Genomic DNA, 20,259 nt, shown 5'->3' with positions numbered 1-20,259 from the left:
CCGACTCGAAGGCTCCCCGCCGTGGCCGGCTGATGCTGCTGGTGGGCGTGGGGGTGGTGTCCGCGCTGGCCGCCGGGGCGGCGGTGGCGCTGGCCCTCAACATCTCCGAGCGCAAGCAGGAGGGGCGTAACCCCTTCTTCCGGGTGGTGGAGTTGACCGACGACACCGTGGACCCGGAGGTGTGGGGCAAGAACTTCCCGCTGCAGTACGACGGCTACAAGCGCACGGTGGACCAGGTGCGCACGCGCTACGGCGGCAGCGAGGCGGTGCCGCGCACGCCCACGCAGGCGGACCCGCGCTCGGTGACGGCGCAGAGCCGGCTGGAGGAGGACCCCCGGCTGAAGTCGATGTGGGCCGGCTACGCGTTCTCGAAGGACTTCCGGGAGGAGCGTGGCCACGCGCACATGCTGTCGGACCAGACCTTCACCGAGCGCCAGCAGGTGACGCAGCAGCCGGGCACCTGCCTCAACTGCCACGCGTCGATGTACACCACCTACAAGAAGCTGGGAGAGGGCGACATCATCAAGGGCTTCGAGAAGGTGAACGCGATGCCCTACTTCGAGGCGCGCAAGCGGGTGGAGCACCCGGTGGCGTGCATCGACTGCCACGACTCGCAGACGCTGCAGCTTCGGGTGACGCGGCCCGCGTTCATGGAGGGCATGGCGCGGCTGAAGAAGGCGCAGGGTGTCGCGAACTACGACGTGAACACGCAGGCCACGCGGCAGGAGATGCGCAGCTACGTGTGCGGCCAGTGCCACGACGAGTACTACTTCCAGGGCAAGGAGAAGCGCCTGACGTACCCGTGGGACAAGGGGCTGAAGATCGAGAACATCCTGGCCTACTACGAGGAGAACGGGCACAAGGACTGGACGCACGCGGAGACGGGGGCGCCGGTGCTCAAGGCGCAGCACCCGGAGTTCGAGCTGTGGAACCAGGGCATCCACGCGCGCTCGGGCGTGGCGTGCGCCGACTGCCACATGCCGTACCAGCGGGTGGGGGCGCAGAAGATCAGCGACCACCACGTGCGCAGCCCCCTGCTGAACATCCAGCGGGCGTGCCAGACGTGCCACCACTTCCCCGAGGAGGAGCTGCGCGCGCGGGTGGAGACGATCCAGGAGCGCACCTTCAACCTGCGCAACCAGGCGATGGACGCGTTGGTGGGCCTCATCGACGACGTGAAGGCGGCGCGCACGGCGGGCCGGACGGACGCGGAGCTGGCGCCGGTCCACGCGCTGCAGCGGCGGGCGCAGTTCATGCTGGACTTCATCGAGGCGGAGAACTCGATGGGCTTCCACGCGCCGCAGGAGGCCGCGCGAATCCTGGCCGAGTCGGCGAACCTCTCCCGCCAGGGGCAGATCCTCCTGAGGGATCCGAAGTTCCAGCCGCGGATTCCCGGCCAGTCGCCGCCGAGCGCGGGGGATGCGCACCCCGTCCCGGCGCAGCCCAAAGCCCCCTGAGCGGGCGGCTCACCTGCGCGGTATCGAGCTGCGGCGCACCTGGACGAGCTCCGCGACGATGGAGACGGCGATCTCCTCGGGCGTGAGCGCGCCAATGGGCAGTCCCATGGGCGAGTGGACGCGGTCCAGCGCCGCCTCCTCCGCCCCGGCCGCCTTCAGCCGCATGCGGAAGCGCTCCGCCTTGCGCCGGCTGCCAATCACCCCCAGGTACGCGGAGGGCTTGTTCAGCAGCGCCTCCACCACGGCCTGGTCCAGCGGGTGGTCGTGCGTGGTGACGCAGAAGTAGTCCTGCGCGGTACCTTCGAGCGCCCGGGCATGGTCCGCCGGGTCCTTCAGAAGCACCTCGCAGCCCGGGAAGCGCTCGGCGGTGGCCCACTCGGCGCGCCCGTCCACCACGGTGACGCGGAAGCCCACGCGGTGCGCCAGGGCGGCCAGCGCCTTGGCCACGTGCCCCGCGCCGAACACGGTGAGCCGCGCGGGCGCTCCGTGCTTCTCGAGGAACACCTTCATGCGCCCGCCACAGCACATGCCCAGCTCATGGGTGAGGTGCGTCTCGATGACGCGCGTCTGCTCCGGCGCGCCCAGCAGCGCGAGCGCGGCCTCGATGATCTGCTGCTCGATGGCGCCGCCGCCCACCGTGCCGCGCAGGGAGCCGTCCCCCAGCACCACCATCTTCGAGCCGGGCTTCTGCGGCGTGCTGCCCGCGCTCTCGATGACGGTGGCGAGGACGAACGGCCTGCCCTCGGCGACGAGGGCGGCGATCTCCGCGTAGAGGTCCATCCGGAAGGCCGAGCCTAGCGCGCCCGCCTAGCCGAAGAACACCTGGGCGATCTTGAAGAACTCCTCGGGCACGCGCTTGAGCTCCTTGGTGGCCAGCGACAGGTCCACGCTGACGATGTCGTTGCCCCGCAGCGCCGCCATCTTCCCGAACTCGCCGCGCGCCACCATGTCGCACGCGTGGATGCCGTAGCGCGTGGCCAGCACCCGGTCATGCGCCGTGGGCACGCCGCCGCGCTGGATGTGGCCCAGCACCGACACGCGCGTCTCGAAGCCCGTGCGCCGCTCGATCTCATGCGCCACGATGCTGCCCACGCCGCCCAGGCGGGGCCGGCCGGCCTCGTCCAGCGCGCCCGAGGTGATGAGCTGCTCGCTCTGGTCCGGCGCCACCTTCACGCGCGTTCCCTCGGCCACCACCACGATGGAGAAGGAGCGCCCCGAGGCGTGCCGGCGCTGGATGTGCTCGGCCACATTGCCCAGGTCCGCGGGGATCTCCGGCACGAGGATGACGTCCGCGCCACCGGCGATGCCCGCGTAGGTGGCGATCCACCCCACGTGCCGCCCCATCACCTCGCAGACGATGACGCGCTTGTGCGACTCGGCGGTGGAGTGCAGCCGGTCGATGGCGTCGGTGGCGATGGTGACGGCCGTGTCGAAGCCGAAGGTGAAGTCGGTGGCGTTCAGGTCGTTGTCGATCGTCTTCGGCACGCCGACGATGCGCAGCCCTTCCTGGGACATGCGCGAGGCGGCCGACAGGGTGCCCTCGCCGCCGATGGCGATGACGGCGTGGATGCCGTTGCGCTCCATCGAGCGCTTCACCTTCTCCAGGCCGCCCTCGACCTTGAAGGGGTTGACGCGCGAGGTGCCCAGGATGGTGCCACCGCGGTGGAGGATGCCGGAGGTGGTCTCCCGGGTGAGGCGGAAGTGGTTGTCCTCCAGGAGGCCCTTCCAGCCGTCGCGCAGGCCCATCATCTCGAAGCCGTGCTCACTGGCACGGCGAACCACGGCGCGGATGACCGCATTGAGGCCGGGGCAATCGCCCCCGCCGGTGAGAACGGCGACTTTCATAGAGGGTGTCTTCTAGAGCGACCGAGGGAGTTCGTCAGCAGCGAAAAAAAGAGCGATCCGGTCAACCGCCAGGAAACGGTCAGGAAGTTCAGACTCATCCGAAAAGCGGCGGACGGCGCTGGGCCCAGGGACGAGCGGCCTCCAACTGGGCAGCCAGCCGGAAGAGGGTGGCCTCGTCCCCGAAGCGGCCGACGAACTGGATTCCTACCGGCAGGCCCTCGGGAGTCCAATGGAAGGGCACGGACATGGCCGGGTTACCGGTGAGGTTGGCCAGCGGGGTGAAGGGGGTGAAGGCGGCGGCCCGGAACAGGGGCATCATGGGCTCGTCCGGCGGGGCGTCGAAGGTGCCCAGCGGCACGGGCGGCTCGGCGAGCGTGGGCAGCAGCCAGACGTCCACGTCGGTGAACTTGGAGGCGAAGGCGCGGGCGTAACGTTGCAGTGCGTCATAGGCCAGCAGGTAGGTGGAGATGTTGTGGCCCCGGCCCATCTCGTAGAGGGCCCACGTCAGCGGCTCGAAGTGCTCCGGGGTGGGGGTGCGCCCGGTGAGGGCCGCCATCTTGTCGATGGCGAGCACCGCGCCGCTGGACCAGATGGTCATGAAGGTCTGCGCCAGCATCTCCTCCTCGGGGACCTCGAGGCTGGTGTCCACCACGGTGTGGCCCAGCTCCGTGAGGAGCTTCACGGCGTCCTCGATGGCCTGGAGGCACTCGGGGTGGACGGGGGTGCCGGTGTTGGTGCGCGTGGTGTAGGCGATGCGCAGCTTGCCTGGGGCGGTGGCGGCCTCCTGGGCCCAGGGGCGGGCCTTGTGCGGGGCCGCGTAGGGAGCGCCCACGTCGGCGCCGTCGGTGGCATCCAGCAGGGCGGCGCTGTCGCGCACCGAGCGGGTGAGGGCGTGCTCGATGACGAGGCCGTGCATGACGTCGCCCACGTCCGGCCCCATGGGCATGCGGCCGCGGGTGGGCTTGAAGCCGAACAGGCCGCAGCACGAGGCGGGGATGCGGATGGAGCCGCCGCCATCGCCGCCATGGGCGAAGGGCACCATGCCGCTGGCCACGGCCGCCGCGGCGCCGCCGCTGGAGCCGCCGGTGGTGTGCTCACGGTTCCACGGGTTGCGCGTGGGGCCGAAGAGCTGGGGCTCGGTGGTGGGGAGGATGCCGAACTCGGGCAGGTTCGTCTTGCCGAGGATGACGAGGCCGGCGCGCTTGTAGCGCTGGGTCAGCTCGCTGTCGTGGGGCACCACGAGGTCGGCGAAGAAGCGCGAGCCCGAGGCCAGGCGCTTGCCCGCGTAGGCGGAGATGAGGTCCTTGATGAGGAAGGGCACGCCGGTGAAGGGGCCCTGGGGCAGGGGGCCTCGGGCCAGCTCGCGGGCCTCGTCGAACCAGTGGGTGATGACGGCGTTGAGCTGGGGGTTGAGGCGCTCGATGCGGGCAATGGCCGCGTCCACGAGCTCCAGGGGTTTGACTTCCTTACGGCGGACCAGGTCCGCCTGGGCAGTGGCGTCCAGGGAGGCGAAGGCGTCCATGGAGGGCACTCTACTCCTTTGGAGCGCGCTTCCGGGGACTCTCGTGTCCTGGTGGGTCTGGTTCTGTTCGGAAGCCCTCCTACGTCGCGGACGGGCCCTTGGCTCAGGCGAGGATGAACACCACTCCGGTGCCCATCAGGGCGATGGACAGGAGCTTGCGAGGGGTGACCGGCTCGCCGAAGAACAGGGCGCCGTTGATGACGGCCAGGGTCATGCCGATGCAGCGCTTGATGGCCTCGTAGAGGCTCACCACGACGAGCGGCAGGGCCAGGAGCTGGAGTCCCTGGGCGAGCGAGGCGACGACGATGGCCACGGCGTACAGGCCGCGGCAGTGGCGCACGTTGCCCAGCGAGCCCACATCCCGGCGCAGGAGCAGCAGGAAGAGGATGGCCAGGGCGATGCCCAGCGACTGCACGAGCGCGTGCAGGGGGACCGAGGCGTAGACGAGGGCGCGCTTGTCGAAGATGGAGCCGAGCGCCCAGACCAGGGCGGCGCCCAGCATCAGCAGGCACCCGCGCTCCCGGGTGACGCCGCGCAGGAAGTGCGTGGGGCTGGCGAGGTCCTCCTTGGCGAGGTTGAGCAGGAAGGCGCCGAGCACCACCCAGGCGATGCCCAGGGCCTGGATGGACCGGGGAAACTCTCCGAGCAGGGCACCGGAGAAGAGAGCGGTGAAGACGGGGCTGAAGGAGAGGAAGGGGATGGTGAGGCTCAGGGGCGACACCTGGAGGGCGCGCATGAAGAGCAGGTTGCCCACCAGGGAGAAGGTGATGGAGGCCGCCGCCTGGGGGAGGTAGCCCGGCAGAGGGAGGGTGGCCCCGGAGGAGAGCGTCCACACGGCGAAGAAGAGGGCCTGGCCCAGCCCCAGGAGGGCGGTGAGCGGCAGGGGTTGCAGGGTGTTGGCCAGCTTCTTGCGCACGGCGTCAAAAGAGCCGTAGCTGAGGGAGGCGCTGAGGGTGAGGAGGACCGCTCCAGGGGTAAAGGGCATCGCGGTGCTTCCATACCGGAAGGGTCCTTCCCCTGGCTGCACCTTCTCGCAATAACAAGGACGAACCCTCTCGGGCCCCGGTCGGGGGCCAACCCGGCGCATCCCGTGAACGTCCGCGTCTTTGCCTCCGAGCAGGAAGCCGCCGCCGCGTGTGCGGCCCACCTCGCAGCTGCCGTGCGTGCCCGGCCCGAGCTGGTGCTGGGACTGCCCACGGGACGCTCTCCGCTCAATGTGTACCGGGAGCTGGTGGTGCTGCGTGCGCGCGGCGAGCTGGACCTGTCGCGTACCACCACCTTCAACCTGGATGAGTTCCTGGGGCTGCCGCCGGAGGACCCGAGCAGCTTCCGCTCCTATATGGAGCGCCACCTGTTCGCGCAGGTGAACCTGGGGCCCGAGCGCATCCACTTCCTGGATGGGAGCGCGCCGGACGCGGAGGCGGAGTGCGTGCGCTACGACGCGGCGATCGCTGCGGCGGGAGGGCTGGACCTGTTGATGCTGGGCATCGGGCCGAACGGCCATGTCGCCTTCAACGAGCCGGGCGAGGGGCTGGTGTCGAAGAGCCACCGGGCGTTGTTGTCGCGGGAGACGCGGCAGGCCCTGGCGCCGCTGTTCGGGGATGAGGCCTCACGCGTGCCGATGGCGGCGCTGACGCTGGGGATGGCGGCCCTGCTCCATGCGAAGCAGGTGCTCGTGCTGGCGTTCGGGGCGAGCAAGGCGGCGGCGGTGACGGCGATGGTGCATGGCCCCGTCACCCCGCGCTGTCCGGCGTCCTTCCTGCAACTCCACCGGGATGTGCATCTCTGGTTGGACCCGGCCGCCGCCAGCGGCCTGCGGCGCCGCTAGCGCAGAGCGGCTTCGAGCCAGTCAGAGACTTCGAGCCAGGAATCGCGCTGCACCGCTGCAGCCTGGGGATCCCGCTTCATCGCAAGCTGGATGTCGACGATCCGTGGATCGTTGTCGCCGCTGGCCGTGAGCCGATACCAGAGTGCCCATGCCTGGGGATTTCGCGAGCCCCAGAACTCGCCCTTCTCCGCCATGATGGATTCGGACAGCGCGTTCACCAGCTCTGGCACACAGCGTTGCACGTGCTCGATGAGCCGTCCCGCCCTCCAGAGGGCTTCGACAGCGCTAGTGAAGCTGTTGGCTCCTGGGCCGGAAAAGTCATCTTCTGCCTCGGGCCACTCGCGCTCGCTGGGAGAGGCGCCAGAGTCATCCATGGACTCGATGAACTCGCGGGGCCACCTCACACCGGGATGATGCCGTTCGAAGACGGGCAATCGGCGCATGACATGATCGCGGGTCAACCGCACCGCAAGCTCAACAGGAAGTCGGGAGAGGAGCCTTTCCGAGGCGGAGCGGCAGCCATTCCAATCCCCTTGCTCAGCCGCCAGCCTCAAGGCTCGCAGCTCTTCCTGCCTGGATGAGGTCTCCGTCATGCGCTGCGTCCGGGACTACCAGACGATCCGACACTTCGTCCAAGTGATGGGACCACTCTCGGCTTCCACACAACAGGGACAGCAGGTGATGGAGCCAGCCCGCCTTCCCTGGATGCGGACATTGTAATGTATGCCGATGTCCGGGCAGGGGCCGCGCTCGGCCTGCTCCTGAGCGTGCAGGACGAGGTCCTTCCGCGCCAGCTTCTGCTTCATCGCCTCCAGCGCTTGGCGGGCGCTGTGGAAGGTGTACTCCTCAGGGAGATGCTGGCACACCGGATGGTCTGGCAACTCCGTCCAGCAGGTGCGTCGCTGCGGTAAGGGTTGCAGCTCCTCCGAGGAGATAGGAGGCGGGAGGCGGCTGGGCTCCTGCTCTTGCACTTCCTTCTGAGCGGCGATTCGCTCGCGCAGCCGTGTTGCCGTCTCTTGCGAGAGCAACCCGGCGGAAAGCGCCTGGACCAGCATGGCCTCGGCCTGCTGAAGCTGGCCCTTGGCGATCAGCACCTGGAGGCGAAGCGTGACGGAGTCTCCGCCCTTGGTACGCACGCCCGTGTCTTCCCAGCGCCCGCTGGAGTCATGGCTGCAAGCGGCGGCTACGACCAGCAACAACAGTCCCTGGCACAGCCGCCTGCTTGCCTCGCGCATGCGCGCCCCCCGCTCTCAGCGGAGCCGAGGGGCTCAGTACCCCCGGTTGTACGTCGTCCGCCCCGAGGAGACGTTCTCCAGCTTCGCCTCACGCACGCGGCGCAGCAGCGAGACGAACTCCTCGCGGTCCTCCATGCCGTCGATGGCGCCCTGCGCCAGCTCCTCGGCGACCGAGAGGCTCCAGTCGCTGGCCTGCGGCGCGCCCCGGAGGATGTCCGCCGTGCCCGCCACCGCCGTGGCGAAGCGCATGTCCGACGACGCATCCGCCAGCTTGCCGTGCAGCTGCTCGCGCGGGAACGCGAAGCTCTGCTCGGCCGCCTCGCTGCCGCTCGGCGTCTTGGCTCGCACGCGCACCGTGGCCACCTTCGAGCCCTCGCCCGTCAGCTCCACCTCGTACAGCGCCGTCACCGAGTGCCCGGCCCCAATCTCGCCCGCGTCCACCTTGTCGTTGCGGAAGTCCTGGTCCGCGATGGCCCGGTTCTCGTACCCCAGCAGCCGGTAGCCGCGCACCGCCACCTTGTCGAACTCCACCTGCACCTTCACGTCCTTGGCGATCACCTCCAGCGTGCCCGCGAGCTGCTCCTGGAACACGCGGCGGGCCTCCTTCTCGCTGTCGATGTAGTAGCAGTTGCCGTTGCCCTTGTTGGCCAGCCGCTCCATCAGGTCATCGCGGTAGTTGCCCATGCCGAAGCCGATGGTGGACAGCGTCACGCCCTCCTGCACGTAGCCGCGCACGCTCTCCAGGATGGCGTCCGCGCTCTGGTTGCGCCCGATGTTGGTGTCGCCATCCGTGAGGACGACCACGCGCGCGACCTTGTCAGGCCCGGCGTTCTTCGCCGCGTGCTGGTAGGCGATCTGCATGCCATCCCCCATGGCGGTGCCGCCGCCCGACGTCAGCGCGTCGATCGCCGCGAAGAGCTTGGTCCGCTCGGAGGCCGGCGTGGGCGGCAGCACGTCCCGCACGCTGCCCGCGTAGGTGACGAGCGCCACCGTGTCCTGCTCGTTCAGCCCGTCCACCATCAGCTTCATCGCGCGCTGGGCGAGCGGCAGCTTGTCCGGCTGCCCCATGGAGCCGCTGGTGTCCGCCAGGAAGACCAGGTGCGTGGGCTTGCGCTGGCTCTTGCCAATCTTGCGGCCCTGCAGGCCCACCTTGATCAGCTGCCGGCCCGAGGTGAACGGGGAGGGCGCGCCCTCGAGGTCCACGTGGAAGTCCCCCTTCTCGGGTGTGGGCAGGCGGTACTTGAAGTAGTTCACCCACTCCTCCACGCGCACCGACTCGCGGGGAGGCAGCGCGCCCTCGTTCACGTTGCGGCGGAAGAGGGCATAGGAGGCGGTGTCCACGTCCACCGCGAAGGTGGACAGGGTGTCCTCCGAGGTGAGGGTGAAGGGGTTGGGGCGCTCGGCGACGTGGGTGTTGCCAGCGGTGACGGGCTCGGCGGGGGCAACGGCGAGCGCAGGCGCAGGCGCGGGCGCGGCGGCGGCTGGCGGCGACCCTTCGTACGCATCGTTCGACCCGAAGCTGCGCATCGTCTTCTTCTGCAGGAGCTGGGGAGAGGGCGCCGACGCCACCTCGTCATTTCCCGCGAGGGCGGACGCGCTCGCGCCGAAGAGCTTGCGGAAGTTGTCACCGAACAGGGTGATGATCGCCACCACGCCCACCACCACCAACACGGTGACGGTGGCGATTGTGGACAGCGATGAGTTCTTGGCTGCTTTCTTCTTCATGGAAATCCTCGGGGGACGTGCGGCTGCGTCAGCGCAAGCATGTGTCGCACGACTCGCGAGGTATGCGCGTCGGTCATCCGCCCGAGGTCGGTCAACAGGAGGATGCTCGCGTGTCGCACCCCCTCAACTCCGGGGAGCTACCGCGACGTCGTGGGCGCCGGGCGGCGTGACGCGCTGCGTGAGCCCTGGCCCCCGCGCGAGGCCGAGGCCTGGCTCACCGCAGGTGAAGGCGCGGGCTTCGGGGGCGGAGGGCGCAGGCGCGCGTAGGCGCTCAGCACCTTGGCCACGTAGAACTCCGTCTCCCCGTTGCGCGGCACCGCGCCGTTCACCGCGCCCGGCCCCGCGTTGTAGGCGGCCACCGCCAGGCGGACGTCATCGAAGCGCGCGAGCTGCGCGGCGAGGTAGCGCGCGCTGCCGTCGATGGCGGCCTGGGGCTCGAAGGGATCCTCCACGCCCATCATCCGCGCGGTGCCGGGCATGAGCTGGCCAGGCCCCATGGCCCCCGCGGGAGAGATGCGGTGGACCCGCGTCTCGGACTCCACCTGCACGAGCGCCTGGAGCAGGCCCGAAGGCAGGCGGTGGCGGCGCTCGGCCTCGGCGATGAGGGGCTCGAGCGGCGCGTGTCCGCTCAGCAGGCACGCCGGCCGGTGACGGGCATACGCCCCGAGCGCCTCCACCTTCTGCTCCAGGAAGGAGAAGGAGAGGGGGAACACCCGGGTGCCACCGAAGAAGGCGATGGCCAGGTTGAGCAGCACCAGCGGCGTAAGGGCGCACAGCCCCAGCCTCACCCACCCCGGCAATCGCCACCCACCCCGGCTCCGCTTGCGCACACCCTACCTTTAAGGGCGGTTCGGCTTGCCGTCCATCTTCCGGCGCGCGGGCGACTCGGCAAGTGGCAGCCGCAGTCCGTCCAACACCAGCGTGGTGAGCGCGTCGGGCAGCTCCAGCGGATTGCCGATGTCCTCCTCGCTCAGCACCGCCAGGAGCAGCCGCTCCACCGCGCCCACCACCGCGAGCCCGCTCACCGCCGGGCGGATGGGGCGCAGCAGCCCGTGGGTGTGGGACTTCTCCGTAATGTCCACCGCGTGACGGGAGATGAGCCGGGCGAGCTCCACCACCTTCACCCGCGCCCCCACGGCGGGCCCCCGGCACTCCTGCAGGTAGAGCCGCACCACATCCGGGTACTGGAGCAGCGCGCTGGCGATGATGGCCGCCATCGCCCGGTACGCCTCGAACATCGTCTCCACGTCACGCGCCCCAGAGAGGGCCCGGCCGCACGCCTCCAGCCCGTCGAGCAGCTCGCGGCGCACCGGCTCCAGCAGCATGCCCACCAAGGCCGTCTGGTCCTCGAAGTACCGATAGAAGGTGCCCTTGGCCACTCCGGCCGCCTGGGTGATGTCGTCCACGGTGACCCCCTCCAGGCCCCGTGTGACGAACAAGCGCAGACCCGCCTCGCCCAGGGCCTTCATCCGCTCGCGGCGGTTGGTGTCCCGGGGGCCACCCTGGGGCCCGGGCCTCCGACTCCGGGGCGAGCCCGCGGGTGAGGTGGAGGCAGACGGACGGTGTGGGTTGCTCCGAGGTCTCATTTGGTTGCGATTCACAAAAAAAGTGACCACATAGTCATTATTTGGTGGCCGCGAATGGAGGGCTGGACGCGCCGCTGTGGGAGGTAGTGCATGATCGGCATTCCGCTGGGCCTGCTGTACAGCAACTTCGGCGAGTGGCTGCTGCACAAGTACGTGCTGCACGGCCTGGGGAAGAACCGGAACAGCTTCTGGAGCTTCCACTGGCACGAGCACCACCAGAAGTCGCGCCGCAACGAGATGGTGGACGACCAGTACAGCGACGAGCGGTGGAGCTGGTCGCCGAAGACCAAGGAGATGGTGGGTCTGGCGGCCATCGTGGTGGGGCACCTGCCGCTGCTGCCGGTGGCGCCCTTCTTCACCGCGACGGTGTGGTACTGCACGGCGAGGTACTACCAGGTTCACCGGCGAGCACACCTGGACCCGCATTGGGCGAAGGAGCACGTGCCCTGGCACTACGACCACCACATGGGGCGTGATCAGAACGCCAACTGGTGCGTCACACACCCGTTCTTCGACCTGGTGCTGGGCACGCGCAAGGAGTACCTGGGCGTGCAGCCGAGCGCCCCCGCCGAGCCCGCCGAGGCGTACGCGCACGACCCGGACGAGCCGTCGAGCGCCCAGGCCTGACCTTCCCCGCGTGCTTCAGCGTCGGGAGCGCCGAGCCGACTGTCCCGAGCCCTTCCGGGCCTTGGCGGCGGTCCGCTGGGTCGGTGCCTTCGTCTTGGTCCCGCGGGCGGCGGGCTTCGAGACCTTGCGAGCGACCGCCTTCCTGGGCGTGGAGAGCACGGTGCTCAGGGCCCGAAGCGCGTCCGTGGTGGTGAAGATGCCTAGGACTTCCCTGCTGCGAGCGATGACGGCCGAGCCGTACTTGTGGAGCGCCATCTCCCGTGCCACCTCCTCCAGCGACACCTCTGGGAGGACGGTGTAGGCGTCCTGGGACATGGCCTCCTCGACGAGAACCTCCTTGGGGTCCACGTCCTTGAGCGTCTCGATGAGGTGCAGGTCCCGCTGGGACAGCATCCCCACGAGGCGTCCTCCCTCGAGCACCGGGAGGTGGCGGATGGCGTGGTCGTTCATCATCCGGTGGGCTTCGGTGAGCGGGCTCTTCGTCCCGATGGTGTGGACGGAGCGGGTCATGAACTTCTCGATGGCGTCGGTCATGGACCTTCCTCGGGGTTCAGTCGCAGGCAGAGGGTGGAGTCGCTCCCGCGGGCGCGCATCGGCTGTGCGGGCCAGGGCGGACGCGCAAAGGGTGCATTCTTCAAGGCTCGCTCACATGCCTGCCCACCAGGCGAGCGGGGTGGGCCCGCTTCCCAATGCATAGCCTTGGTGGAAGCCCACAGGAGGCCCGTCATGAAGAAGCTGGCGGAGAAGAACCCGGAGAAGCTGGTGGATCTGCTCCATGAGCGGCTCACCTTCGAGCGCACCAGCGTGAAGCTCTACGACCGCATCCTGCGGCAGATGGAGGCCTCGGAGGACCCGCAGGTCCGAGGGATGTTGGACACCATGCAGGCCTACCGGGACGAGGAGGCCGAGCACCAGGCGTGGCTGGAGGAGCAGATCCAGGCGCTGGGCGGGGACGCCAACGGCGAGTCGGAGATGTCGCGGCTGGTGGCGCAGGAGGCGCGTGGCATCGAGCAGGTCATCCTCCGGGAGGATGTGGCGCTGCAGCACCTGTTCCACGCGCTGATGGCGGCGGAGCTGGTGGACAACGCGGGGTGGGACCTGCTGGCGGCGCTGGCGGAGGAGGCGGACGACGACGACGCGCTGGACAGCTTCACGCTGCGCCAGGCGGAGGAGGAGGACCACCTGGAGTACCTGCGCCAGACGATGTCGCGGTACGCGGAGAGCCAGGTGCTCGGTGGGCGCCTGCAGCTTCCCACCGAGCCGTAGGCTCGCGGTCGGCGGACTTCAGAAGATCATGTCGAAGAAGTCCGCCTTGAGCCGCAGGCCGGCGCAGACCGTCAGGTCCGCCGTCCAGGCGCGCGGGGGCAGGGCGCCGCTGGCCTCCATCGTCAGCTCCAGCTCCTCCTCGCGGATCAGCTCCTGGAGATCCAACGTGCCGTTGCCTGTCGCCGACAGCGTCTGGGTGGAGGGCTGGTTCGCGGCGCGCCGGTACTCCAGCAGGGTGGTGGGCCGGGACTGATTCTGCAGGCGCAGCGTCAAGCTGGCCTTCTCGATGCCGCTCAGCTCCGGGTTGCCGCTGGTGGCCTTCAGCGTGAAGGACCGCACGCGCAGCACGGACTCGGTGTCGCCAGCGGGGATGGTGGCGGTGATGTCGCTGACGGGAAAGAGGAAGGTCTGCTGGACGCTGCCAGGAAGGGGCAGGCCTGCCGGGAAGGACAGATCGCGCTGCGTCTTGCAGAGCTCTTCGGTCTCCGCCTCGACGTAGAACAGATCGCCGCAGCCGACGGTCAGCAGCGGCAGGGTGAGGAGCAGGATGCGGTAGGAAGATCGCATGGGGCGGTTCGCTCAGAAGAAGTAGAGGAGGAAGCCCAGCTTGATGGACGGGCTGGTGAAGCGGATGGTCAGCGGCTTGGCGGTGAGGTCGGGATCTCCCGTCACGTCCTGCAGCAGGGCCTCCGCGTCATCGATGGTCAGCGAGCCGTGGGTGAGGCCGGCGCGCAGGAAGAAGGAGAAGCGCTCCGGCTTGCCGATCTCCAGCCCCACGCTGGCCCCCACGTAGTTGAAGCCGACCTCGTCGATGGGCACCTGGGTCCGCAGGGGAATGCCGCCCAGCCTGTCCACGAGCTCGTTGTAGTTGGCGTCGAAGTAATGGCCGACGTCCGCGTTGAGCGACGGTGCGATGAAGGTGGACAGCGGCACCAGGCTGATGCCTCCGCGCACACCGACGCTCAGGGTGTTCGTCGTGAGCCCGGCGTTGAGCCGCAGCCACTCGATGGGACGCACCACCGCGGAGACGCCCACGCCATCCGGCGCGCCCACATCCAGCATCGCTCCGAGTCGAAGGCCTCCGGAAGGTGCCTCGCTCGGAGTGGCCTCGACCTGAGGCGTCTCCCCGTCCGAGGTGGAGGTCTCCGAGGTCTGTGCCAGGGACTTCGCGCCCGAGCCCAGCACCAGCATCCAGGCCAGCGCGGTGCCATGGCGGGACAGAGGGGTGGCTAAACGTCTGATCATCGAGAGGGTCATCCTGAAGAAGGAGGCGTCCATCATTCGCGGACGCTCAGGGAAAGAGAAGCCGGTGTGGCGCGAAAAACGACACGAGTCCTTTTGTTGAAGCGCTGACGCGAACCTGCCCTGGAGCGCAGGTTCCCGGCTGCGTCCGCGAGTGCAACTTTGGCAGCCACGTTGTGCGGGGATTGGAGCAGGGGACCGCGCTGATCCGGGAGCGAGGGGATGATCGACCAGGTCGACCAGCGCCTGAAGGCATGGGTAGGGCGCGTGGTGGGAGACATGCCCGTCTCGCTCGCGACTCCGGATCGAAGCTCCCTGGAGGAGGGCGTGAGCCTCTACCTGCTCGAGCTGGGCGCCTTGCCTCCCGCGCGCACGGGGCGCCGCGTGCCGCTGCAGTTCTCCGTCTGCTACCTCATCACCGTGGGGGCGCAGACGCCGGAGCGCGCCCACCACCTGCTGGGTGAGCTCGTCTTCTCGGCGCTGGAGATCGCTGACTTCGAGGTGGAGCTCTCGCCGGTCCCGCTGGAGCTGTGGGCCACGCTGGGTGTGCCCCCGCGCCCCGCCTTCCGGGTGCGCGTGCCGGTGCGCCGCGAGCGCGCCGAGCCGAACGTCCAGCGCGTGCGCTTCCCGCTCGTCCTCCGATCGGCCAGCCCCGAGGAGCTGCGAGGCCGCGTGGTGGGGCCTGGAGACGTGCCCATCCCGGGCGCGCTGGTGGAGCTGCCGTCGCTGAAGCTGGGCACGCGCACGGACGCGCGGGGCTACTTCCACTTCCCGCTCGTGCCGCCCGTGGAGTCCCTCGGGGGCCTGGAGGTGCGGGCCAAGGGCGAGGTGCTCCACGTGGGCGCCGAGGCGCTGACTCCCAATCAAGAGCCGCTGGTGATCCGTCTGCCGCTGAAGGAGGGGTGACGTGCCGAACTACCTGACGCCCGGTATCTACGTGGAGGAGGTCTCCACCGGGTCACGCTCCATCCAAGGAGTGGGGACGACGACGGCGGCCTTCGTGGGCCGAGCGCCGCTGGCGGACGCGCGCCTGCACGAGGCGGTGGCCATCAACGGCTGGCCCCAGTTCCTCAAGGAGTTCACGCGGCCGGACCTGCCGGGCACGGACCTGTCTCGCGCCGTGTACGGCTTCTTCCTCAACGGTGGGCGGCGCTGCTTCGTCATCAACATCGGCGACAGCCCGCGAATCACCGGCGGCACGCGCCGGCGCGAGGGGCTGGCGGTGCTCGAGGAGGTGAGCGAGGTGGCCATGGTGGCGGCCCCGGGCTTCTCCGATCCCGGAGCGCACGATGCGCTGATCTCGCACGCGGAGAAGATGAAGGACCGCATCGCCATCCTGGATTCGCCCGAGGACGTGGAGGACATCGCCCAGCTCACGCGGGTGGGGTTGCTGGAGTCGCCAGGGAAGCCTCCCGCCGCGGCGCCGGAGGGACCCGCCAAGGGGCTGCGCCCGCGCATGTCGGACAACGGCTTCGGAGCGTTCTACTTCCCGTGGATCACCGTGGAGGATCCAATGACGGGGGAGCGGGTGAACGCGCCGCCCTCCGGACACATGGCGGGCATCTACGCGCGCACGGACGTGACGCGCGGGGTCCACAAGGCGCCGGCCAACGAGGTGGTGTTCGGCGCGGGCAACCTGGTGCGCCACATCACCCCGGATGAGCAGGCGGAGCTCAACTCGAACGGCGTGAACTGCATTCGCTACTTCCCCAACCGGGGCATCCGCGTGTGGGGCGCGCGCACGGTGGCGGGGGGCGACAGCGAGTGGCGCTACGTGAACGTGCGGCGCCTGTTCAACTTCGTGGAGGAGTCCATCGCCCTGGGCACGGGCTGGACGGTGTTCGAGCCGAACGCGCCGACGCTGTGGGGCAACATCCACCGGGACGTGTACTCGTTCCTGCTGCGGCTGTGGCGCGACGGGGCGCTGCTGGGCCGCACCCCGGAGCAGGCCTTCTTCGTGCAGTGCGACGAGCAGACCAACCCGCCGGAGATCATCGACGCGGGGCAGGTGGTGACGCTGATCGGCCTGGCACCGGTGAAGCCGGCCGAGTTCATCATCTTCCGCATCGGCCAGCACGCCGGGGGCGCGGAAGTGGAGGAGGTGAAGAATGGCTGAGGCCAAGGCACCCGAGGCGCCACCGCCCGAGCAGGATCCCGGCGCACAGCCGGGCGCGCAGGTGGATCCGTTTCGCGCCTACAACTTCAAGCTGCTCATCGACGGGGTGAACGAGGGGCACTTCACCCAGTTCGACGGGCTGCACGCGAAGGTGGAGGTCATCCCCTACCGAGAGGGAGGGGGCGGCACGGTGGTGCGCAAGCTGGCGGGCCCGCTGCGGTTGGGCGAGGTGACGCTGCGCTATGGGCTCACCCGCTCGTCGGACCTGTGGACGTGGTTCCAGGCCTCGGTCAGCGGGCAGCCGCAGCGCAAGAACGTGTCGGTGCTGATGCTCGCCATGGACGGCGTGACGGAGGTGCTGCGCTGGAACCTGCTGGAGGCCTGGCCGTCGGAATGGCACGGCGCTCCCCTCGATGCGCTCGGGCAGCTGGTGGCCATCGAGTCCCTCGTCATCACCTTCGAGTCCTTCAACCGTGGCTGAGCTCTTCGAGAAAGGGTTGCGCGCCGCGTTGCTCCGCGCCGTGGCGAAGCGGATGAAGGCGTGGGCGGAGGCGGTGCTCTCGGAGCCCGTCGAGCCCGAGACGCCTCGGGCCGAGGTGTCTCCTCGAGAGGAGGAGGCTCCGCGCGCGGAGGAGGCGTTGCCGGAGGCTCCTTCCGCGCCACGCGAGCCCAGGCCCTCTCACGGGCCTCCGAGTCACTGGCTGCGGGATGTTCAGGCGCTGCGGGCCGGTCCTCCCGCGGAATGGGTCGAGCAGGTCCGCCAGAGCGCGCCGCACCTGCTGTCTTCCGTGGAGAAACCTGTGTCCCCACCGCCCGCGGTGCCTGTCTTCAAATTCCCTCCCCCGGCGCGGCGTACGGCGGAGCAGGTTCCTTCCGCGCCCAGGAACGTGGCCACCTCCACGCCGCGAACTCGCACGCCGGAGTCTCCTGGCGTGGCGGCCCAGCCACCCACTCGGGAGGCTCGCATCGAGCCGCCCCGCGTCGCTTCCTCGGCGCCGTCCGTGCCACGGAGCCCTTCTTCCGGGCGCGAGCGCCGAGAGGCACAGCCGAGGGCTTCGATGGCGGAAGCGCCCGTTGTCTCTGCCGCCACTCAGGTCTCCGCTCCTCCATCGATGCCGACGCCCAATCGGCTGAGGTCCGAGCCAGGGCTGGCGCCCCGTGCGACGCGGGAAACTGCTTCCGAGTCCCCTGTACGGGAGGAGGAGCTGGGCCCGGTGTCCCTGCTGGGTCCCATCCTGACCTCGATGCCCATCGCGGAACCCGCGCGGAGTCTCGGTAGGGCAGAGCACGCGACGGGGCCGAACACAGTCCTCCAGGTGCCAAGGGCTCCGGCACGCGCGGAAGCGCCAGGCGATGCGCCCAAGGCTCCACCCCTGCCTGCTCCGGGGCCGTCGCCCCGCGCGTCCAGCCCGCCTTCCGAGGAGTGGGTTGTCTGTTACTGGCCTGAACTTCCCGAGCCTTCGTCCCCGGATCCGGAGGATGCGGCGGCGCTGCTCCAGCAGTGGGAGCGGTTGGACCGGCTCGATCGTGAGCAGCGAGGCGAGTGATGGAGCGCGTGGCCTTCCTCCTCGAGCCGAGCGGAGAGCGCATCGGCGCGCTCCTCAATCCGGAGACGCTGGTGATACGGCGCACCGCGGGCTTGAGGCCCCGTCGCTCCCTGGGCGGAGCCGTGACGGGGGGCGGTCCCATGGACGACGCGCTCCTCTTCACCGGCGGGGGCAGCACGGAGTTGCTGCTGGAGTTGCTCTTCGATGTGTCGCTGCTGGGCTCCTCCATCCAGACGGAGGATGTGCGGGATCTCACCCAGCCGCTGTGGCGACTCGCGGAGAACAGCGTGGAGGAGAGGGGCTTCGGTCGGCCACCCCGGGTGCGCGTGGTCTGGGGCAAGCGGATCAATGAGCCGGGCGTGGTCGCCTCCATCGCGGAGCGGCTGGAGCACTTCACGACCTCCGGAGCCCCGCGGCGCTCCTGGCTGCGCATGCGGCTCCTGCGAGTGGACGAGGCTTCCTCGGAGGCCAAGCCACCTCCGCTGCCCGCGGGCCTCACCGCCGAGCAGGTGACGGAGCGGCTGCCGCCCGAGTCCTTCGAGGCCCACGAGGTGCTCGGGGCGGGCGGCTCACCCGGGCAACCGCCGGTGGCGGGCCAGCGGTTGGATGAGCTCGCCCACCAGTATTACGGCGATCCGGCGCTCTGGCGGCTGGTGGCCTCGCTCAACGGCATCGCTGATCCGATGCAGGTCCCCGCGGGAACGGTGCTCCGGCTGCCCTCGGCCAGCGCGCTCCGGAGGGGCTCATGAGCCGCGTCCAGGGACTGCCCGCGGTGACCATCGAGCTGGGCGGCGCGCCGCTGCCCCTCGCGGAGCTGCGGGACCTGAGCGCCGTGCGGGTGCAGCAGCGGCTCTCCCTGCCCACCCTGTGCGAGCTGACCTTCGTGGATCCACGCGGTGGTGTCATCACCCAGGGCGTGGCGCCGGGAACTGCGTTGCGCGTCTCCACCACGGCTCAGGCGGAGCCGCTCTTCTCCGGCGAGGTGACGGCGGTGGAATACGCCCACATGGCTGGAGGCGCGCGCGCAGTGCGCGTGCGCGGCTACGACGTGCTCCACCGACTGCGCAAGCGCCAGCCGGTGCGGGCGCACGTGCAGGTGACGCTGCGGGATGTGGCCCGGGAGGTGGTGTCGGACCTGGGGCTGTCCGTTGAGGCCTCGGCACCTGGGCCGCTCTGGAGACACCTGGTGCAGCACGGGCAGTCGGACCTCGACTTCCTGGTGGAGCTGGCGGACCGCTGTGGCGTGTACCTGGTGCTCCGAGACGGCGCGCTGAGGCTGGTGACCCTGGAGGGCGAGGGCGAGCCGTTGCCGCTGCTGCTCGGCGAGTCGCTCCAGGAAGCCACCGTGGAGGTGAACGGAGATCCCGCGTGTCGCTCGGTCTCGGCGGGAGGGTGGGATCCGCTCCGGGCGCGGCATCACTCCGCCCGCGCCTCTCACGCCCGGCAGGGCCGCAAGGTGGAGGTGGAAGCGCCTCCCTCGCTCTTGGGGAGCCCCGGTGAGCGCGCCCTCGTCAACGAGCTGGCGGAGGCGGATGCCCACGCCGAGGCCGTCGCCCAGGCGGAGCTGGACCACCGCAGCGCCCGAGAGGTGGTGCTGACGGCGCTGGCGGAGGGTGACGCGCGGCTGCGCCCGGGAACGCGGGTAGAGGTTCGCGGCATCACCCCCGCCATTTCCGGCCGTTACGTGCTCACCGCCGTGAACCACTTGCTGGACACCCAGCGCGGCTTCGTCTCGGAGCTGTCCTCGGCCCCGCCTCCCCGCCGGGCCCGGGAGCGTGCCTCGGCCGCGACCCTGGGCGTGGTGAGCCGCGTGGATGATCCGGACGGACTGGGCCGGGTGCGCGCCACGCTGCCGGCCTACAACGACGTGGAGACGGAGTGGATGCAGGTGCTCTGCCTCGGGGCGGGCTCGGGCAAGGGGCTGGTGATGTTGCCGGACGTGGGCGATCAGGTGCTGCTCGTCCTGGCGGACGGAGACCCCGCGCGGGGCATGGTGATGGGGGGCTTCTTCGGCGAGAGCGCTCCCTCGGACACGGGCGTCGAGGGCGGCTCGGTGCGTCGCTACACGGCGCGGACTCCGGGAGGACACCTGCTGCGGCTGGACGATGCGGGCAAGTCGCTCCGGGTGGAGGACGGGGCGGGCAGCTACCTCGAGCTGACGCCCTCCAAGGTGCGCCTCCACGCCACGGCGCCTCTGGACATCGAGGCGCCGGGACAGCCAGTCGTCATTCGCGGGCAATCCATCGACTTCCGGAGAGGGTGA

At 69.9% G+C, this 20,259-nt stretch carries 22 protein-coding genes; 10 read left to right on the top strand and 12 right to left on the bottom strand.

Features of this window, described 5'->3' with window-relative positions; translation table 11 throughout:
• Window positions 1–32 precede the first annotated feature (32 nt).
• The gene (locus SYV04_RS12810; protein ID WP_321546548.1) at window positions 33–1,457 is read left to right on the top strand and encodes an ammonia-forming cytochrome c nitrite reductase subunit c552; all 1,425 of its coding nucleotides are present in this window, start codon (window positions 33–35) and stop codon (window positions 1,455–1,457) included.
• Between the two features lie 9 nt (window positions 1,458–1,466).
• Here the strand turns inward: SYV04_RS12810 and xdhC are convergent, their stop codons facing one another.
• From xdhC to SYV04_RS12790, 4 genes are all read right to left on the bottom strand, one after another.
• A complete protein-coding gene (xdhC, locus tag SYV04_RS12805) occupies window positions 1,467–2,237 on the bottom strand; it encodes a xanthine dehydrogenase accessory protein XdhC (protein ID WP_321546010.1) in 771 nt (256 codons plus the stop codon).
• Window positions 2,238–2,264: 27 nt separating this feature from the next.
• On the bottom strand, window positions 2,265–3,302 hold the full coding sequence (locus tag SYV04_RS12800) for a 6-phosphofructokinase (protein ID WP_321546009.1): 1,038 nt from the start codon (window positions 3,300–3,302) through the stop codon (window positions 2,265–2,267).
• Between the two features lie 94 nt (window positions 3,303–3,396).
• Window positions 3,397–4,824 carry an amidase gene (locus SYV04_RS12795; protein ID WP_321546008.1) on the bottom strand — a complete coding sequence of 476 codons (1,428 nt, stop codon included), beginning with the start codon at window positions 4,822–4,824 and terminating at the stop codon, window positions 3,397–3,399.
• 103 nt (window positions 4,825–4,927) lie between these two features.
• The gene (locus SYV04_RS12790) at window positions 4,928–5,809 is read right to left on the bottom strand and encodes a DMT family transporter (RefSeq protein ID WP_321546007.1); all 882 of its coding nucleotides are present in this window, start codon (window positions 5,807–5,809) and stop codon (window positions 4,928–4,930) included.
• A gap of 105 nt (window positions 5,810–5,914) precedes the next feature.
• Between SYV04_RS12790 and SYV04_RS12785 the strand changes: the two genes are divergently transcribed.
• Complete coding sequence (locus tag SYV04_RS12785; RefSeq protein ID WP_321546006.1) at window positions 5,915–6,652, top strand: glucosamine-6-phosphate deaminase; 738 nt, start codon at window positions 5,915–5,917, stop codon at window positions 6,650–6,652.
• On the opposite strand, the gene SYV04_RS12780 is transcribed toward SYV04_RS12785, so the two are convergent.
• The 5 genes from SYV04_RS12780 to SYV04_RS12760 all read right to left on the bottom strand — a co-directional run bounded on the left by SYV04_RS12780 (window position 6,649) and on the right by SYV04_RS12760 (window position 11,081).
• Window positions 6,649–7,245, bottom strand: coding sequence for a hypothetical protein (locus SYV04_RS12780; protein ID WP_321546005.1), 597 nt, complete (start codon window positions 7,243–7,245; stop codon window positions 6,649–6,651). The two genes, SYV04_RS12785 and SYV04_RS12780, sit on opposite strands and share 4 nt — an antisense overlap.
• 15 nt (window positions 7,246–7,260) lie before the next feature.
• On the bottom strand, window positions 7,261–7,887 hold the full coding sequence (locus SYV04_RS12775) for a hypothetical protein (RefSeq protein ID WP_321546004.1): 627 nt from the start codon (window positions 7,885–7,887) through the stop codon (window positions 7,261–7,263).
• Between the two features lie 33 nt (window positions 7,888–7,920).
• Window positions 7,921–9,612: a vWA domain-containing protein gene (locus SYV04_RS12770; RefSeq protein ID WP_321546003.1), complete on the bottom strand. Its 1,692-nt coding sequence runs from the start codon at window positions 9,610–9,612 to the stop codon at window positions 7,921–7,923.
• Window positions 9,613–9,749: 137 nt separating this feature from the next.
• Window positions 9,750–10,442: a lytic transglycosylase domain-containing protein gene (locus SYV04_RS12765; protein ID WP_321546002.1), complete on the bottom strand. Its 693-nt coding sequence runs from the start codon at window positions 10,440–10,442 to the stop codon at window positions 9,750–9,752.
• 9 nt (window positions 10,443–10,451) lie between these two features.
• Complete coding sequence (locus SYV04_RS12760) at window positions 10,452–11,081, bottom strand: TetR/AcrR family transcriptional regulator (RefSeq protein WP_321546001.1); 630 nt, start codon at window positions 11,079–11,081, stop codon at window positions 10,452–10,454.
• Between the two features lie 207 nt (window positions 11,082–11,288).
• Here SYV04_RS12760 and SYV04_RS12755 point away from each other — a divergent pair, with 207 nt between their 5' ends.
• Entirely contained in the window at window positions 11,289–11,825 is a 537-nt protein-coding gene (locus tag SYV04_RS12755; protein ID WP_321546000.1) for a hypothetical protein, read from the top strand.
• A 15-nt stretch (window positions 11,826–11,840) separates the two neighbouring features.
• Here SYV04_RS12755 and SYV04_RS12750 read toward each other — a convergent pair whose 3' ends face one another.
• Window positions 11,841–12,359, bottom strand: a complete 519-nt coding sequence (locus tag SYV04_RS12750) for a CBS domain-containing protein (protein WP_321545999.1) — start codon at window positions 12,357–12,359, stop codon at window positions 11,841–11,843.
• A gap of 192 nt (window positions 12,360–12,551) precedes the next feature.
• On the opposite strand from SYV04_RS12750, the gene SYV04_RS12745 reads away from it, so the two are divergent.
• Window positions 12,552–13,091 carry a DUF892 family protein gene (locus SYV04_RS12745; protein ID WP_321545998.1) on the top strand — a complete coding sequence of 180 codons (540 nt, stop codon included), beginning with the start codon at window positions 12,552–12,554 and terminating at the stop codon, window positions 13,089–13,091.
• Window positions 13,092–13,109: 18 nt separating this feature from the next.
• Here SYV04_RS12745 and SYV04_RS12740 read toward each other — a convergent pair whose 3' ends face one another.
• Both SYV04_RS12740 and SYV04_RS12735 read right to left on the bottom strand, forming a co-directional pair.
• Window positions 13,110–13,658 carry a hypothetical protein gene (locus tag SYV04_RS12740; RefSeq protein WP_321545997.1) on the bottom strand — a complete coding sequence of 183 codons (549 nt, stop codon included), beginning with the start codon at window positions 13,656–13,658 and terminating at the stop codon, window positions 13,110–13,112.
• 12 nt (window positions 13,659–13,670) lie between these two features.
• Window positions 13,671–14,336 (bottom strand): autotransporter outer membrane beta-barrel domain-containing protein, encoded by a 666-nt coding sequence (locus SYV04_RS12735; protein ID WP_321545996.1) that lies wholly within the window; start codon window positions 14,334–14,336, stop codon window positions 13,671–13,673.
• Between the two features lie 219 nt (window positions 14,337–14,555).
• On the opposite strand from SYV04_RS12735, the gene SYV04_RS12730 reads away from it, so the two are divergent.
• The 6 genes from SYV04_RS12730 to SYV04_RS12705 are packed head-to-tail and all read left to right on the top strand — an operon-like array spanning window position 14,556 to window position 20,259.
• Entirely contained in the window at window positions 14,556–15,239 is a 684-nt protein-coding gene (locus SYV04_RS12730; protein ID WP_321545995.1) for a carboxypeptidase-like regulatory domain-containing protein, read from the top strand.
• 1 nt (window position 15,240) lies between these two features.
• On the top strand, window positions 15,241–16,449 hold the full coding sequence (locus SYV04_RS12725; RefSeq protein WP_321545994.1) for a phage tail sheath family protein: 1,209 nt from the start codon (window positions 15,241–15,243) through the stop codon (window positions 16,447–16,449).
• Window positions 16,442–16,930: a phage tail protein gene (locus SYV04_RS12720; protein WP_321545993.1), complete on the top strand. Its 489-nt coding sequence runs from the start codon at window positions 16,442–16,444 to the stop codon at window positions 16,928–16,930. Before SYV04_RS12725 ends, SYV04_RS12720 begins: the two co-directional genes overlap by 8 nt.
• Window positions 16,923–17,996 carry a hypothetical protein gene (locus SYV04_RS12715; RefSeq protein WP_321545992.1) on the top strand — a complete coding sequence of 358 codons (1,074 nt, stop codon included), beginning with the start codon at window positions 16,923–16,925 and terminating at the stop codon, window positions 17,994–17,996. Before SYV04_RS12720 ends, SYV04_RS12715 begins: the two co-directional genes overlap by 8 nt.
• Complete coding sequence (locus tag SYV04_RS12710; RefSeq protein ID WP_321545991.1) at window positions 17,996–18,745, top strand: CIS tube protein; 750 nt, start codon at window positions 17,996–17,998, stop codon at window positions 18,743–18,745. The genes SYV04_RS12715 and SYV04_RS12710 overlap by 1 nt, the downstream gene beginning before the upstream one ends.
• Window positions 18,742–20,259 (top strand): phage baseplate assembly protein V, encoded by a 1,518-nt coding sequence (locus SYV04_RS12705; protein WP_321545990.1) that lies wholly within the window; start codon window positions 18,742–18,744, stop codon window positions 20,257–20,259. Before SYV04_RS12710 ends, SYV04_RS12705 begins: the two co-directional genes overlap by 4 nt.

The sequence above is a fragment of the Hyalangium ruber genome (genome assembly GCF_034259325.1).
In the GTDB taxonomy this organism is placed as follows: Bacteria; Myxococcota; Myxococcia; order Myxococcales; family Myxococcaceae; genus Hyalangium_A; species Hyalangium_A rubrum.
This window is presented reverse-complemented; position numbering and strand designations above follow the sequence as displayed.